The following is a 15556-nucleotide window of genomic DNA, read 5'->3' on the forward strand; positions in this document are numbered from 1 at the left end:
CCTCTATGAAAACGGGGATGCCGCAAACATGCAGGCAGGCAGCATGGTCGCCGTCAGTGGGGAGGTCAAAGCCCCAGGGGTCGTCGTGGTGGAAAGTATTACCTTCAGCGTCAACCCTATGGACTTTGATTTGCCCATCTTGCCACAGATGGCGCAGGGCGCGCGGGGTGACTGGGAGCGATCCGAAAATGAGGGTGAGCGTCCAGAGGTCAATAGCCCCGAAATCGAGCGGCCCGATGTCGAGCGCCCGGAGGTGGAACCACAGGTGGAAAGGCCGGAAATCCTTGATGGCGATTAAGGCAAGGCTATATCACCATCGCTGAGTGGTACCCAGTATCTTAAATTGAATCTACAGAAGGAGGATAGCGATGAACTTGGAAAGCAACCTGCGGGGGATAAAAACCCTGGCATATTCATCAATGACCTGGAGACGGAACGAGGCTGCACCGGACACCGTTCGGCGGCGTTGCAGGGGCGGTGGCGGGATCCGCCATATCCCCATGCCCGAGGTCCTGCAGGGCAATTACCAGAGCTGTGCAGGGGCAGACGTCGATGCGGTGCAGGGAGGGGGCAGTCATGGTCTGCACACCCTCCTGGCGCAGGCTTTCTCATGAGCAGACGGATTCTCGTCACCGGTGCCGGGGGCTTCATCGGCTACCACCTGTGCCGCCGTCTATTGACCGAAGGGTGGATCGTGCATGGTCTTGATAACCTCAACGCCTATTATGACCCCGCCCTCAAGCGGGATCGCCTGGCGCATCTGGAAAACCATCCGGACTTTCAATTCCACACCGTGGATCTTGCCAATCGGGAGGCCATGACAGGCCTCTTCGCCGGGCCACATTTTGATGTGGTGGTGAATCTTGCGGCCCAGGCGGGCGTCCGCCATTCCCTCCAGGATCCCGCCGCTTATGTCGACAGCAATCTGGTCGGCTTCGCCAATGTTCTGGAGGGCTGTCGCGCCCAGGCCGTTGACCATCTGCTTTTCGCCTCCTCCAGTTCGGTCTATGGCGCCAACGCCCGCCTGCCCTACAGCGTCCATGACGGGGTCGATCATCCGCTCAGCCTCTACGCCGCCAGCAAGCGGGCCGGAGAACTCATGGCCCATAGCTATGCACATCTCTTCGGCATTCCTTGCACCGGATTACGTTTTTTCACGGTCTACGGACCGTGGGGCCGGCCGGACATGGCCTATTTTCGTTTCACGCGCCAGATCCTTGCCGGAGAGCCCATCCCAGTCTTCAATCATGGTCAGATGCGCCGGGATTTCACCTATATCGACGACATCATCGAAGGCGTGGTACGGCTCCTGGACTTCGCACCGCGCCCTGCTCCGGCCTCGACGAAGCAGCCGGATCCAAGCACCAGCGATGCCCCCTTCCGTCTTTACAATATTGGCAACCATACCCCTGTAGCCCTGCTGGATTTCATCGCGATCCTGGAGGATCTGCTGGCGCGCAAGGCCGACATCGAATGGCTGCCCATGCAGGCCGGGGACGTTATTGCTACCTATGCCGATGTGGGTGAATTGCAGGAGGCGGTGGATTTTTCCCCTGCCACCCCCTTGCGTGATGGTCTTGCCCGTTTCGTCGCCTGGTATCGGAATTATTACGACGCCTCCTGAAAACAGGTGACTCCGAACCACAGCATAGTGGATTGGACATAGCGGCGCTCCTGCTGACCGGTTGCCGGGCGATAATGGCAGCCGGCGCAGCCGGTACCGTGGTCTATATACAACATGCACAAATCACCGAATGGGACTGGTGAAATCTTGCCTCCGTGTTCTGGTTTGGCTAACGGAGGGGGCATTGCACGTGCGTCTGGAGTAATGAGGGTAAATAGTGGGTCCATATTTCACGACATGCTACAATAGACACGGAAACTAAGTAAGGCGAGTCCAGGCAGGCCATGAATGGCGTATTGAAAACGGCGGTGTTGGCGATCCTGCGCCCTTTGGTCCGGTATTTGATCGGACAGGGGTGGACCTATGGGGCGTTGGCGGACGCGCTCAAAATGGTGTATGTAGCGGAGGCGAGCCAGCACTATGGGGAGTCCGACGGACGGACACTGACGGACAGCCGGGTCAGCCTGCTGACCGGGATCCACCGCAAGGAGGTCAAGCGGCTGCGGCTTCTGCTGGAGGGGCACGGCGAGCGGCCGATGTTGCGGCACGGGGCCAATATCGCGGCGCAGGTGGTGGCGGCCTGGGTGTCAATGGCGGATTATGCAGACCCTTCCGGGCAACCCAAGCCGCTGCCCCTGCGCAGCGAGGCGTCCCCGAGCTTTGAGGGACTGGCGCGCCGGGTCAAGGCCGACATGCGCCCGCGCGCCATTTTGGACGAATTGGGCCGGGTGGGGGTGGCGGAGGAAAAGGAAGGGGTAGTGCGTCTGTTGCGCCATGCCTATATTTCCGCCCTGCCGGAAGACCGGGTAGCCTTTTTGGGAGAGAACGTCGGCGATCACTTGCGCAGCGCGGTACACAATCTGGAAGGGGGGGAGCCCTTTCTGGAGCGGGCGCTGTATTTCGATGCGTTGCCCGCGGTGGTGCTGGAGGAGGCGCGGCCGGAACTCTACCGGATGGGCGAGCGCTTGTTGCGCGAGGCCCATCAGCGGCTGAACGCAGCCGAGTCGCCCGAAGGGCCGCAGCGGCGGCTGCGCCTGGGGGTCTATTACTACGAAGAGGACACTGCGGCGGGGGAAGGGGAGCATGCCTAAAGCCCTGCGCTGGTGGGTCCTGGTCCTGGTCCTGGGTCTGGTGGCCCTGCCGGGGGCATGGGCCCTTCCCGACCCGGCGGGCGGCATTGGTGGATCGGGCGCCACCCCGGATGGCATCGGGGGCACGGGCATCCATCCCGGCGGCACGGGCATCCACCCCGGTGGCATCGGCGGCACGGGCATCCAGCCGGGGGGCATCGGCGGGACGGGCATCACGGCCCTGGGGGTGATCCAGCGCTTCGGCAGCATCTATGTCAACGGTCAGGAATATGTCCTAAGCCCCCAGACCCGTTATAGCGTCGACGGCGCTGCGGGCACGGCAAAAGACCTGCATCTCGGGGACCGCGTCACCGTCCAGGCCGCCGCCGACGGGCGGGCGATCGCCCAAGAGGTACGGGTGGAGCATGCCGTTATCGGCAGGGTGACGGAAGTCGATGCGGCCAAGCGACAATTTACCATTCTCGGCGAAACCATCCAGGCGGGCAAAATGACCCCCATCACCGTGCGCAATTCGGATCAATCCCTGCCCTTCGCGGCCTTGAAGGCCGGTAACGTGGTATCGGTCAGCGGCCTGGACCGGGGGAATGGCCATTGGCTGGCGACGGCGATTTGTCGTCTCTATCCGGCGGATGCCGCGCCCGCCCGGGTCCCGTTGCTGTTGCGTGGCCAAGTGAGTGCGCTTTATCCGAGTCAGGACACCCTGGAAGTCGGCGCAACGCGGCTACAGGTAAACGGGGCACTGCTCCGTGCCATCCAGGTGGGGCAATCCGTGGTGGTCAGAGGCGAATACGCCGACGGGGAGGCCCGCGTGGAAAGCGTGAGCCCCACTGCGCTGGCGGCGCAGGACGTCGGCAACCGGGTGTCCCTGGTGGGTTACCTGGATCGCGGGATGGATGGATGGACCACCCACGGGGTATCCCTGGTGGAGGGTCCCCACACCCTCTATGAAAACGGGGATGCCGCAAACATGCAGGCAGGCAGCATGGTCGCCGTCGAGGGAAGGGTCCAGGCCCCGGGTGTCGTCAACGCGGAACGGGTCATCTTCAGCGTCAACCCCATGGACTTTGATTTCCCCATCATACCGCGGATGCCGGTGCTCCCTCCCGTATTACATCATCCCGAAATCGAGCGCCCGGAGTTTGGCCCCCCGGAGATAGAACCCATGGTAGAAAGGCCGGAACTCCCTGATAACGATTAATCCAAAATCCGGCAGTTGAAGGTGCGATCAGTATTTATAGCGCCACGAAATTGCGCTGCCGCTGATTCCAGTGCCGGTAAGAACGCGCCACCGTAAACAAGCCCGCGCCGATGGTCCCGACAAAAAACCCGATGGGCCAGTTGGTCCAGTAGGAGAGCGCGATAGCACTCCAGATGCAGCCCTCTGCAAAAATCACGGATAGCGCCAGCACGCGCATGGGATTGCCGCTCAACGCCTGGGCGGCAGCCGGCGGGCCGACCAGCAGGGTGAACACCAGAAAGGCCCCCACCACCGGCAAGGCCATGGCAGCCACCAGGGCCAGCAGGGTCAGGAACACCAGATCCATACGTGATGCGCGAATCCCCTGCAAGGCCGCCAGATCGGGAAAAGTCGAATCCAGCAAGAGCGGGCGAAAATACAGAACGATGCCCACAACCACCAGCGCGCAGATGCCCAGTATGGGCCACAAATCGGCGCCGCTGACCCCCAGCACCTCGCCGAAGAGCAGGGAAAACACCGCAGGTGCATACTCACTGGTCATACTGAGCAACAACGCACCCACCCCCAGAAACAGCACCAGCAGCAGCCCCGTGCCCACATCGCGGCGCCCCATGCGCACCAATTGGCGCAGGAGTAAAACCCCCATTCCGACAAAAACCAGCAACCCGATCAGCGGATTGACCCCCAGCAGGTTGGCCGCCGCCGCCCCCGGAAAGGCACCCAGTGGCAAGGCATGGGCGGCAAAGGCCGAACGTCTGGCCACCACAAAAAATCCGACGAAAGCCGCGACAAAAGCAATGGCGGTGGCGGCAATCCAGGTATTGATCATGAAACTGGAGAACATGCCCTATACCTCGCAGTGCGGCCAGATGACCGACTTCGGACGCGCCGACAAGCCCGCCACTTTAGCCACCAGCACCGCCGCCAGATAAAACAGAAATACCAGCGTCACGACAAAAAAGCTCACTGGCCAGGCATTACCGGAAAACCAGTAGTAACTCTCATAGGCCATCCAGATACCACCCCAGACCGCCGTCAAACCGATAGCAATGGCCCAGCATATCGCCTGTGCCGGACGCCGGCTCAGACGAATCGCCGCACCCGCCGGACCAATGAGCAAAGCCGTCGCCAGCACCGCGCCAATGGCCAGAGCGCAGACCGCCACCGCCAGCCCCAGGGCCAGCAGTTGCAGCAAACCGATCCAACGCAGGGAAATACCCCGTGCTGCCGCCAGATCAGGCTCCACCGCCGTCAACATCATCGGCCGGTAGAGCAGACCCACCAGCAAAAGCACCCCGGCGGAGGCCACCAACGCAGGACCGATAAGGCTCTGCGGAATCGCAAACATGGATCCAAACATCACCGATACCGCTGCACCCGTAGTGCTGGTAGTCGTCACATCCAGATAGAGAAAGAGCGCAGACAGACCCAATCCCGCCCCCAGAACGATGCCCGTGGCAAGATCGCGCTCCCGCACCTTGCGTACACCAAGAAACTCCATGCCGAAGGCCGCAATCCAGGCCATACCCAGAAAGCCCAGCAAGGGATTGATGCCCAGCAGGAAGGAGGCCGCCCCACCGGCGCTGCTCACGTCGGCCAGGGCATGTCCGGCAAAGGCATTGCCGCGCAATATGGTAAACACACCGATCACCGCGCTGACCAGCGCTGCGCAAGTCCCCACGATCAGCGCGGTTTGCACCGGCTCACTGCTGAAGAAACTAGAATTTCCCAAAAGCATCCAAAGATTCCACATGGCGTTAATCGGCCTTTTCCGGATGCGGCACATGCGCTGCCGTGCCCGCCTCGGCATCTTCAGCCGCGACATCGGGTAGCACAAGTATCCGCCGCCCATGCCGCAATACCGTTACCGGGTAACCATAGAGCTTACTCAACACCTCAGGCTGCACCACCTCCTCCACACTGCCGGTGGCGGCCTGCCCGCCCACCAGATAGACCAGACGGTCCACGACAGATAAGAGTGGGTTCATATCATGGGCAGTCACCAGTACAGCAATCTGTCGGGTACGCGTCAATCTACCAAGCAACGCCACCAGCGCATTGGCGCTGCCGAAATCCAGATTAGCCAAGGGCTCATCGAGAATGAGCAGACGCGGCTGACGCACCAGGGCATGGGCGATAACTGCCCGCTGTTGCTGGCCACCGGAGAGTTCCCCAACCCGCTGATCCGCAAAGGCCTCTGCCCCGACCGCATGCAACGCTTGATCTACCAAGGCTTTTTTACGACCGGGAAATAGCGGCAGACCAAGGCGATGGCCATCCAGCCCCAACTGCACCAGATCTCGGGTCCGCAGGGGGATATCCGCATCAAAAGCGATTTTCTGGGGCACATAGCCGACCAGAGCACGGCGCTGACTAGCGGACGCGCCATCTATCAAGGCCTGCCCCGCGCGGATCGGCGTCAGACCCAGCAGACTGCGCAGCAGGGTCGTCTTGCCCGCACCATTCTCACCGATCAGGGCACAGAGCTGGCCGGGATAGAGTTCAAAACTGACATCCCGCAAAATGCGGCGACCGCCCAAATCCACAGAGAGACGAGTGACCGAAAGTATTGGATCAGGCGTTCCCAATGCCGTATTACTTCAGCACAGTCGTCGAAGTGCCATGCTTCACCGCATTACTCAGCGCATGCACCTCCGCCAGCATCCAGGACTGATAGCTATAGCCCGTCGGCATGCTTTCATAGAAACCGACCACAGGGATATTCGCTGCTTTCGCCTTACCCAGGAATGATGCTGTCAGCGCGCTGGTCACCTGCTGGTTATAAAGGAACACCTTGACCTGATGCTGCTTAATGAGCTGGTCCTGGATACTCACATCCTGTGGTGCCGGGTCGGTACCGTTCATAATAGCCGCCTGCAGTTTCCACGGCGTTTTGATGTCGCAACCCGCAGCCTGCAACAGGTAATCGGCGACGGGTTCCGTCACTGCCACCGGCGTTCCGCCAAACTGGGCCTTGAAGCTGGCGATTGCCTGATACCAGGGCTTCAGAGAGGCATCAAACTTGCGCACATTGGCCGTAAAATAGGCAGCGTGGGCCGGGTCCAGTTCCGTCAGACTCTGGGCAACGGCCTTGGCTACGGCAGGCATCGTCTCCGGCTTGTACCAGAGATGGGGGTTTTGGGTGCTTTTCGGCAGATGGAGCAGATCCTGAACGACGATCACCTTGCGCTGAGCGCTGTGATCCGCCGCGAGGATCTTCTCGGCCCAACTGTCATAGCCGACGCCGTTACGCACCACAATTTGCGCTGCAGCGATCTCGCGGGCCACGGCAGGACTCGCTTCAAAGGTATGCGGGTCTGTATTGGGGTTGCTTTCGATGGCAGTGACAGTGACATATTCCCCACCAATCTGGCCGATCACATTGGCATATTGATTCTCTATACCCACAGCATGAATGGTCGCCGCAGCGGCTACCGGCGCCATGCCCAGCCCGGCACACAAGACGACCAGTGGCGGCAGTGCAGTCCACATATCGGGCGCCCACCGCCGCATGCGACGGCCAGCCATTGAAGGGAGAGGTGCTTTCTGTCTGTTAAAATGAATCACTTTTAAAATCCTCGGAACCAGATATCCAATTCTGCACCAGACCATCAATATCCAGTTATGCAACTGTGTTGCACGGTATTAAAATCGGAATTCGTTGTCAAGCGATTGTTCCAACATCCGATTTCCAGGATCCTGTCGGGGATGGCCGCCAGTTCCGGTATCCAGCGGCACCGTAGCACTGCACTGCCTTCATGGCCGACCATGAGGGCAGGAGTATCAATGGATGCAGGGCGGATTCCCGTCTCTTCTTAGAAGAGACTCTTGATGGTGTTGATCAATCTGTCGCCAATATCCGTTCCGGCGCCACTTTCCGTGGAAGCCGTGGGTGCGGCAACGGGCGGATACCCGGCGAGATAATCACTGACACCAATGACGTTACTACCGCCACTGATAGTGGGGCCGGTCACCGAAGGCGGCCGGAAGAATCCGGTGGCCGGGCTGCCCGCCATGGCCGTCCGCATATAGTGAATCCAGATAGGTAATGCCTCACGCGCCCCCGCAGCCCAACGGCCCATGGTGCGGTTGTCATCATAGCCCACCCAGACACTGGTGGTGATGTGCGGGCTGAACCCATTGAACCAGGCATTATTTTCGTGGTTGGTCGTGCCGGTTTTGCCGGCGATGTCATTACGCCCGAGGCTCTGGGCGGCGACACCGGTGCCAATTTTGATCACCTGCTGCATCATCTCAGTCAGCAGGTAGGCTACCCCCGGGGGTATGGCCGTCTGCTGGGCGGGCGGGGCATAGCCCATGGGACAATTGAGAAGGGATATCTGTGTACCGCGACTATTCACAATTTTGGTGATGAGATAGGGATGGGGCAGAAAGCCGCCGCTGGAAAAGACCGCATAGGCACGGGCGAGCTGTAAGGGGCTGTAATCTCCTGCGCCAAGCACCATGGAGGGCACCTGAGGTACCTGCTGGGCCGGAAAACCAAAGCGTTGCACATACTGCGCCGCATAGGGGATGCCGATGTCCATGAGGATGCGAACACTGGGTACGTTATGAGAGTAAGCCAGATTCGACCATACCGGAATCGGTGTATTGGAGAACTGGTTGCTGTAGTTCGTCGGCACATAGACCTGTCCGGTAGGCAGGGTAATCGACAGGGGGGTGTCTGGAATCGGGGTCTGTGGCGTCATATAACTGCTCTTGCCTGAAGCCAGCAGCGCTGGCGCATCCATAGCCGCAGCGTAGACGAAGGGCTTGAAGCCCGAGCCCGGCTGCCGATAAGCAAAAACGGCGCGATCAAAATGGCTGAGTTCATAGCTGAAGCCACCCACCAGGGCGTGGATAGCCCCGGTACGGCTGTCCAGACTCACCAGAGCGCCTTGTACCTGAGGAATCTGTGAGAGCTGCCAGCCCGCATCTTTGCCAGCAGAGGACCAGACATTGGCACCCCATTCCTGACCTGCCCCCGCCGTAACAGAATGTACATAAGGGCGCAGCCAGACCAAGTCGCCACTGTGCAGAACCGCATTCACCAAACGTGGCTTGGGGGCACTATAACGGGGACGTGCCCAACTGACGTCGCGCAAGGTGAGAATGACGTTTTTCTTGCCCTCCAGAGAGACCGTAGCGCTTTTGGCGTCGGTACTGACCACTACGCCCCATTTGAGGTTGGCCGGGTCATGTGGTGGCAACACATCAGGCCGCTTACCCGCGAGTGCTGCCTGCAGCGTGTCCCCGCTGAGGCGCGCGATGGGGCCGCGGTAGCTTTTGAGGTCCATACTGGATAGCCCCATATCGTAGTTTTCCAGCCCCACGGCAACCGCCTCATTCGCTGCCTCCTGATCCTGTGGCAGGATGGTAGTGTACACCTTGAGCCCGGAACGATAGGTGAAATCGCTGCCGAATTGCTGGGTGAGCCAACTGGCGATCCAGTCGGTGACATAAGGTGCACCGTTGCTGGCAGCAGCATGATACCGCGAAAGAATGGGTTCCGCGTTGGCCTTCGCCTCTTCATCCGTAGAAATATAACCGCGCTTTTCCATGCGCTTGAGCACATAAGCACGCCGCCTTTTGGCGAGATCAGGATTCACTACAGGGTTTAAAACGGAAGGTGCCGGCGGTAGCCCCGCAATGGTTGCCATCTCCCCTAAGGTAAGATGACTGACGCCTTTTCCAAAATAGGTCCGCGCCGCAGCTTGCACGCCGTAGGCACCCTGACCGAGATAAATCTTGTTCAGATAAAGCTCAAGAATCTGTTTGTGCGTAAAGTGGTTGGCGAGTTTGTACGCCAGGAGGATTTCCGCGATCTTGCGGGAAATGGTTTTTTGCGGAGTCAGGTAAAAGTTGCGCGCTACCTGCTCCGGGATCGTGCTGGCCCCCTGCACCGGTGCCATGTGAATAGCGTCCACTATCGCGGCACGCAGAATCCCAGGGTAACTGACCGGGTAGTTAAGGGGGTTGTCGCTGTAGAAGCGGGCGTTTTCGGCGGATATGAAGGCTTCCTGCAACTTGACTGGAATCTGGTCGATGGGCAGGGCATAACGCATCTGCGGACCGACCTCCTGGAGCAGTGTGCCGTTCGCGGCATAAATTCGCAGAGGCTCGTCGGGACGCCATTCCTTGAGCTCATGGATGGGCGGCAAGGTCTGCCAGATGCGGTAGACGTAGATACCGACGCCAATCCCGATATTTATCAGAATCAACAGGATAATCAGTAAAATCCAGCGTCCATAATGGTGGCGCTTAGGTTTCTTAGAGCGCGCGCGCGGGGTATTAGCTTGAGCCATTCCGTTTCTTTCCGTGTGTATGAGTACTTCGCAAAGTGCATTCGGGTCTGCACTTTGCGAAGTATCCTATCCCGGCTTTTGCATTGCGACGCGGCCGATGGCGCAATACTATACCACCATGAATCTAAAGAGTCGCTTCGCACCCAGCCCCACCGGTTACCTGCACCTTGGCAACGCCCGCACAGCCCTTTTCGCCTGGCTGGCGGCGCGTGGCGCGGGTGGAACGTTCATTTTACGCCTTGAAGATACGGATCAGCAGCGCTCCCCCGAGATCTATGAGAAGGCCTTGCTGGAAGATCTGCGGTGGTTCGGCATCGACTGGGACGAAGGCCCGGACCGGGGTGGCGATCACGGCCCATACCGGCAGATGGAGCGTCTGGCCATCTATGACCAGTACTATGCCCGTTTGCAGGCCAGCGGCCAGGCCTATCCCTGCTATTGCAGCGCCGACGACCTGGCCGCGGAGCGCGCCGTACAGCGCTCGGCGGGTAAAGCACCACGCTATGGTGGACATTGTCGGCATCTTCATGCTGAGGTGCGGACTGAACGGGAGGCGGCGGGCATCCGGCCCACGCTGCGTTTCCGGGTGCCGGATCAGGGCATCCTCCCAGTATCGGATCTGGTCTGGGGCGAGCGTCACTATGCATTGGCTGATCTGGGGGACTTTGTCATCCGCCGCAGTGACGGCAGCCCGGCATTTTTCTTTGCCAACGCGGTCGACGATGCGCTGATGGGGGTGAATCTGGTCTTGCGTGGCGAGGACCACCTGACCAATACCCCCCGGCAAATCCTGATTTTGCAGGCGCTGGGGTTACCGGTTCCCGGTTATGGTCATCTGCCTTTGTTACTCGGTGCCGACGGTCAGCCTCTGTCCAAGCGATACGGGGCAGTCAGCTTGCGCGGCCTGCGCGAGGCCGGCTATCTGGCCCCGGCGGTGCTTAACTACCTCGCCCGTCTGGGGCATCATTACAGCGCGACGGGCTTTCTGGATAGCAGCGCACTGGCGCAGGGCTTTGCGCTGACCCAGATCAGCCGGGCGCCCAGCCATTTTGATATGGTGCAGTTGCAGCATTGGCAGCACGAAGCGGTACAGTCGCTGGACGATGCCGCCGCCTGGAACTGGTTGGCGCCCCATCTGCAGGACAAAGTGCCGACAGGGCAGGAAATGCATTTTGTGGCGGCGGTGCGTGCCAATATCCTGCTGCCCGCTGATGCACTGGATTGGGCTGAGCGCTGTTTTGCCTCCCCCACGGTCGACGCCGAGGCCGCCGGGGCCATCACCGGAGCCAGCCCTGAGTTCTGGTCCGTCGCTCAGGCGACGCTGCGGGCGTCGGGTGGCGACTACCGGCTCTGGACCAAAACCTTGCAGCAAGCAAGCGGGCAGCGCGGTAAGGCGCTGTTCATGCCCCTGCGCGCCGCGCTTACCGGGCTCACCCACGGACCGGAACTGGCGGCGCTCCTCCCTCTCATCGGTGAAGAGCGCGCGTTAACGCGTCTTCATGCCGCTGCCCAACGCTCCTGAACGTTTGTCGAGGCTGAAAATATGACCACCCTGCCGGTACTGACCCTCTTTGACACCCTACGCCGCAGTAAAACGCCGCTGGAGGTGCTGCGCCCCAATCATGTGGGGCTCTACGTCTGCGGGATGACCGTATATGACTTCTGTCATCTCGGCCATGCCCGGGTCATGGTCACCTTTGATACGGTGGTGCGCTATCTGCGTGAGCGTGACTACGAGGTGACTTACGTCCGCAATATCACCGATATCGACGATAAAATCATTCGTCGGGCGTTGGAGTGTGGCGAGTCGATCCAGTCTCTCACGGCACGCTTCATCGACGCCATGCACGAAGATGAGGCGGCGTTGCTCTGCCAGCGCCCTGATCTGGAACCGCGGGCGACGGAGCATGTGGGTGCCATGCAAACCCTGATCGGCGAACTCATCAACAGAGGGCATGCCTACGCGGCGGCCAATGGCGATGTGTACTACGCGGTGCGCAGCTTCCCGGAATACGGGCGCCTGTCCGGGAAATCCATTGACGAGTTAACGTCGGGCGCGCGGGTGGATATTGGCGAAGACAAGCGTGATCCTCTGGACTTTGCCCTGTGGAAGGCGGTCAAGCCCGGCGAGCCGTCCTGGGCTTCCCCCTGGGGAGAAGGACGGCCCGGTTGGCATATCGAATGTTCCGCCATGTCCGCCGATGCCCTGGGCTGTGCCTTTGATATTCATGGTGGTGGTGCGGATCTGCAGTTCCCGCATCATGAGAATGAAATCGCTCAGTCACAGGGCGCGGGCTGCGCTTTTGCCCATTACTGGATGCACAACGGCTTTGTCCGCATCAACGACGAGAAAATGTCCAAATCGCTGAATAATTTCTTCACAGTGCGGGAACTCTTACCCCGTTATTCGGGCGAGGTGCTGCGCTTTTTCATCCTGTCCAGCCATTACCGCAGTCCGCTGAACTATGCGGAAGAGGCGCTGGAGCAAGCCAAGGCGGGCCTCACCCGGCTCTACACCACCCTGCGCGGGATGCCCAGGCGCAAAATCGTGGCGGAGCTGGGTAGCGAGTGGCGGGAGCGTTTCCATGCCGCCATGAGTGACGACTTTCATACGCCAGCAGCCCTTGCCGTGCTGTTTGATCTGGCTCGCGAGATTAATCGCCTGCGGGATGAAGGCAGCGAAGTAGCCGCGCCGCTCGCCACTTTGCTACGTGAACTGGCGGGTGTGCTGGGTTTGCTGGGACAAGATGCAGAGGATTTTCTCCGCGGCAAGGAGACGGATGCGAGCTGGATTGAGGAGCGTATTGCCGCGCGCGCCGCAGCGCGGCAGACCCGCGATTTTGTCGGCGCCGATGGGATCCGGCAGGAATTAACAGCCGTTGGAGTCATCCTCGAAGATGGCCCCGGCGGCACCACATGGCGGCGGGAATGAGGCACTACTGCTCATTCGGTTTGAGCGGCTAAGTAGCCGTTTCTCAGCCGTCGCCCAGCGGGAAAGACTGCTGCTCGGCTTCACCGGGGACGGCAACAGATACCGCTTCCTGATGTTCCACCGCCTCCACGGCCAGTAAGTCACCCTGTACGGGCTCCTGGGCGGACTCCTGTTGCACTGCCACCGGTATGGATTCCTGAAGGACCTCGTTTACCGGCTCTTGAACGGTCTCAGGCATTGACCCCTGTGCGGGTAAGCTTTCTACCTCCGGCGCCGACGATTGCCCGGCGTCGCGAGAGCGCTCCTGTACCGGTTCACTTTCGACGGTCAGATCGGCAACCGGAGTCAGCGCCTTGGCGGGGACCAGCATCTGGTGCCACTCAGCGGCGGCGGGTACCGTGCCGGGATAGACGAGTTCTTCAGGGACATGGGTGTCATCCTCGGGACCCGCCAGCAGATCGCTATCCTGGAATCCCTCTGTCGTGTAGGTATCCTCAGGGACTTCCCCATCTGCAGAAGATGATTCTGCGCCATTCTCTCCGCCCTGGGTGGAGCGCCGGGCCCGTGCACGGCGTCCACCGCGGCGACGGCGCCGGTTGCTGCGGCCTTCGCCACCGTTTTCCTGCTCATCGGTGCTCGTCTCGCTGACTTGCTCCGTGCCTGCCGACAGCTCAGTGCCACTGGTTTCCGCCAAGAAAGTCGCCGCGTCAACGGGCGCATAACGGGATACCAGCGCCCGCACCAGCCGGGCCAGAATACCTTCTTCCGGCGGAACGACCTTAGCGGGCGCTTTCGCCTTCGGGCCGCTGGGTGCCGGTGGTGTGCGCAGTGGTGGCAACACCTCGGGCGGCGGCGGCGCGGTCAACGGACTCAGTGCCGCTGATTCGCTCGTCGGACGGCTGGGGCGTGCGGGCAACGCGCTGTTGTCACTGCTGGGCGCCGGTGCCGGCCGACTGGTGCCGCCTTCCACGCGCGTCCGCTGAATTTGATAATGGGGCGTAACCATGTCCGGCATGGGAATGACCAGGATGCGGGTGTCGGTCTTGGCTTCGAGTTCCAGAATTGGACGGCGCTTTTCGTTGAGCAGATAGACGGCCACATCCACCGGCACCCGACACTCTACCTCGGCAGCTCCGGTTTTCATGCACTCCTCATACAGCAGGCGCAGGACGTGCATGCTGGTGGCTTCGCAGCCCCGTATCTGACCAGTACCGTTGCAGCGCGGGCAGGGCTCAGAAGACGATTCTTCCAGACTGGCGCCCAGACGCTGCCGGGACATCTCCATGAGGCCAAAGCGGGAGATGCGCCCCAACTGCACCCGCGCCCGATCCAGCTTGAGGGCCTCCTTGAGCCTGTTCTCCACCTCACGCTGGTGCTTGGGGGATTCCATATCGATGAAGTCGACCACGATGAGCCCGCCCAGATCGCGCAGGCGAATCTGCCGGGCGATCTCCTCGGCGGCTTCCAGGTTCGTCTGGAACGCGGTCTCCGCAATGTCCTGACCCTTGGTGGCGCGGCCCGAGTTCACATCGACGGCCACCAGCGCTTCGGTATGATCGATGACGATGGCGCCCCCTGACTCCAGGCGCACCTCGCGACTGAATGCGGACTCAATCTGCTGTTCAATCTGATAGCGGGAGAAGAGAGGCACGTCGTTGTCGTAATACTTCAGACGATGCACCATCTTCGGCATCATGGAGCCCATGAACTGCACCGCGGCGTTGTAGGCCCCCTCCTCGTCGATCAGCACCTCCCCGAAGTCTTCGGAAAAATGATCACGCAGAGCGCGGACCACGACATTACCCTCCTGATAAATCAGGAAAGGGGCGGCACGCGGCGCCGCCATATCGACGATGGCCTGCCAAATCTGTTTGAGATACTCCAGATCGCGCTGCAAGGCCTCCAGCTCCTGACCGATCCCCGCCGTGCGGGCGATGACCCCCATGTTTTCGGGGATGTCCAGGAGTTGCAGGTGCTGGCGGATCTGGGTGCGGTCCTCGCCTTCAATGCGCCGGGACACGCCGCCGGCACGCGGATTGTTCGGCATCAGCACCAGATAACGTCCGGCCAGACTAACGAAGGTGGTGAGTGCCGCTCCTTTGCTGGAGCGCTCTTCCTTGTCCACCTGAACGATGACTTCCTGACCTTCCCGCACCAGATCCTGAATGCGTTTGCGGCCCTGTTCCTGTTGTAGGAAGTATTCCCGGGCGATTTCCTTGAGGGGCAGAAAGCCGTGTCGCTCGGCGCCGTAATCGACGAAAGCGGCTTCGAGGCTGGGCTCCACACGGGTGATGCGACCCTTGTATATATTGCTTTTTTTCTGTTCCCGGTAAGCGCGTTCAATGTCCAGATCGAGGAGTTTTTGACCATCTACCAAAGCCACCCGCAACTCCTCTGCATGGGTAG

The 15556-nt window shown here is 60.6% G+C and carries 12 protein-coding genes and 1 pseudogene; 7 read left to right on the top strand and 6 right to left on the bottom strand.

Going from position 1 to position 15556, the window contains the following annotated elements; genetic code table 11:
* The 5 genes and pseudogenes from Q0C48_RS10960 to Q0C48_RS10980 all read left to right on the top strand — a co-directional run.
* A pseudogene (locus Q0C48_RS10960) lies at positions 1 to 298 on the top strand (hypothetical protein); the annotation flags it as partial.
* Between the two features lie 70 nt (positions 299 to 368).
* Positions 369 to 614: a hypothetical protein gene (locus Q0C48_RS10965; RefSeq protein WP_291524292.1), complete on the top strand. Its 246-nt coding sequence runs from the start codon at positions 369 to 371 to the stop codon at positions 612 to 614.
* Positions 611 to 1624 (top strand): NAD-dependent epimerase, encoded by a 1014-nt coding sequence (locus tag Q0C48_RS10970; RefSeq protein WP_291524294.1) that lies wholly within the window; start codon positions 611 to 613, stop codon positions 1622 to 1624. Before Q0C48_RS10965 ends, Q0C48_RS10970 begins: the two co-directional genes overlap by 4 nt.
* Positions 1625 to 1908: 284 nt before the next feature.
* Positions 1909 to 2715, top strand: a complete 807-nt coding sequence (locus tag Q0C48_RS10975; protein ID WP_291524295.1) for a DUF6502 family protein — start codon at positions 1909 to 1911, stop codon at positions 2713 to 2715.
* Positions 2708 to 3913 (top strand): DUF5666 domain-containing protein, encoded by a 1206-nt coding sequence (locus tag Q0C48_RS10980; protein WP_291524296.1) that lies wholly within the window; start codon positions 2708 to 2710, stop codon positions 3911 to 3913. Before Q0C48_RS10975 ends, Q0C48_RS10980 begins: the two co-directional genes overlap by 8 nt.
* Before the next feature lie 34 nt (positions 3914 to 3947).
* Here the strand turns inward: Q0C48_RS10980 and Q0C48_RS10985 are convergent, their stop codons facing one another.
* From Q0C48_RS10985 to Q0C48_RS11005, 5 genes are all read right to left on the bottom strand, one after another.
* Complete coding sequence (locus Q0C48_RS10985; protein WP_291524297.1) at positions 3948 to 4757, bottom strand: metal ABC transporter permease; 810 nt, start codon at positions 4755 to 4757, stop codon at positions 3948 to 3950.
* A gap of 3 nt (positions 4758 to 4760) precedes the next feature.
* Complete coding sequence (locus Q0C48_RS10990; protein ID WP_291524298.1) at positions 4761 to 5651, bottom strand: metal ABC transporter permease; 891 nt, start codon at positions 5649 to 5651, stop codon at positions 4761 to 4763.
* Positions 5652 to 5670: 19 nt separating this feature from the next.
* Positions 5671 to 6501, bottom strand: a complete 831-nt coding sequence (locus Q0C48_RS10995; protein WP_291524299.1) for a metal ABC transporter ATP-binding protein — start codon at positions 6499 to 6501, stop codon at positions 5671 to 5673.
* A 7-nt stretch (positions 6502 to 6508) separates the two neighbouring features.
* Positions 6509 to 7405 (bottom strand): zinc ABC transporter substrate-binding protein, encoded by an 897-nt coding sequence (locus tag Q0C48_RS11000; RefSeq protein WP_291524300.1) that lies wholly within the window; start codon positions 7403 to 7405, stop codon positions 6509 to 6511.
* 323 nt (positions 7406 to 7728) lie between these two features.
* Positions 7729 to 10218, bottom strand: a complete 2490-nt coding sequence (locus tag Q0C48_RS11005; RefSeq protein WP_291524302.1) for a penicillin-binding protein 1A — start codon at positions 10216 to 10218, stop codon at positions 7729 to 7731.
* Between the two features lie 97 nt (positions 10219 to 10315).
* On the opposite strand from Q0C48_RS11005, the gene gltX reads away from it, so the two are divergent.
* Positions 10316 to 11740 (top strand): glutamate--tRNA ligase, encoded by a 1425-nt coding sequence (gene gltX, locus Q0C48_RS11010; protein WP_291524304.1) that lies wholly within the window; start codon positions 10316 to 10318, stop codon positions 11738 to 11740.
* A 21-nt stretch (positions 11741 to 11761) separates the two neighbouring features.
* On the top strand, positions 11762 to 13150 hold the full coding sequence (cysS, locus tag Q0C48_RS11015; RefSeq protein ID WP_291524306.1) for a cysteine--tRNA ligase: 1389 nt from the start codon (positions 11762 to 11764) through the stop codon (positions 13148 to 13150).
* Positions 13151 to 13193: 43 nt separating this feature from the next.
* On the opposite strand, the gene Q0C48_RS11020 is transcribed toward cysS, so the two are convergent.
* Positions 13194 to 15556 (bottom strand): Rne/Rng family ribonuclease (locus Q0C48_RS11020; RefSeq protein WP_291524308.1); only part of this gene is annotated, 2363 nt, incomplete at its 5' end.

This window comes from Acidithiobacillus sp. (assembly GCF_023255755.1).
In the GTDB taxonomy this organism is placed as follows: Bacteria; Pseudomonadota; Gammaproteobacteria; order Acidithiobacillales; family Acidithiobacillaceae; genus Acidithiobacillus.

Coding starts and splice junctions, on each gene's coding strand:
- Q0C48_RS10965 (WP_291524292.1), top strand. CDS start 369: ATGAACTTGGAAAGCAACCTGCGGGGGATAAAAACCCTGGCATATTCA.
- Q0C48_RS10985 (WP_291524297.1), bottom strand. CDS start 4,757: ATGTTCTCCAGTTTCATGATCAATACCTGGATTGCCGCCACCGCCATT.
- cysS (WP_291524306.1), top strand. CDS start 11,762: ATGACCACCCTGCCGGTACTGACCCTCTTTGACACCCTACGCCGCAGT.
- Q0C48_RS11005 (WP_291524302.1), bottom strand. CDS start 10,218: ATGGCTCAAGCTAATACCCCGCGCGCGCGCTCTAAGAAACCTAAGCGC.
- gltX (WP_291524304.1), top strand. CDS start 10,316: ATGGCGCAATACTATACCACCATGAATCTAAAGAGTCGCTTCGCACCC.
- Q0C48_RS10980 (WP_291524296.1), top strand. CDS start 2,708: ATGCCTAAAGCCCTGCGCTGGTGGGTCCTGGTCCTGGTCCTGGGTCTG.
- Q0C48_RS10975 (WP_291524295.1), top strand. CDS start 1,909: ATGAATGGCGTATTGAAAACGGCGGTGTTGGCGATCCTGCGCCCTTTG.
- Q0C48_RS10970 (WP_291524294.1), top strand. CDS start 611: ATGAGCAGACGGATTCTCGTCACCGGTGCCGGGGGCTTCATCGGCTAC.
- Q0C48_RS11000 (WP_291524300.1), bottom strand. CDS start 7,405: ATGTGGACTGCACTGCCGCCACTGGTCGTCTTGTGTGCCGGGCTGGGC.
- Q0C48_RS10990 (WP_291524298.1), bottom strand. CDS start 5,651: ATGCTTTTGGGAAATTCTAGTTTCTTCAGCAGTGAGCCGGTGCAAACC.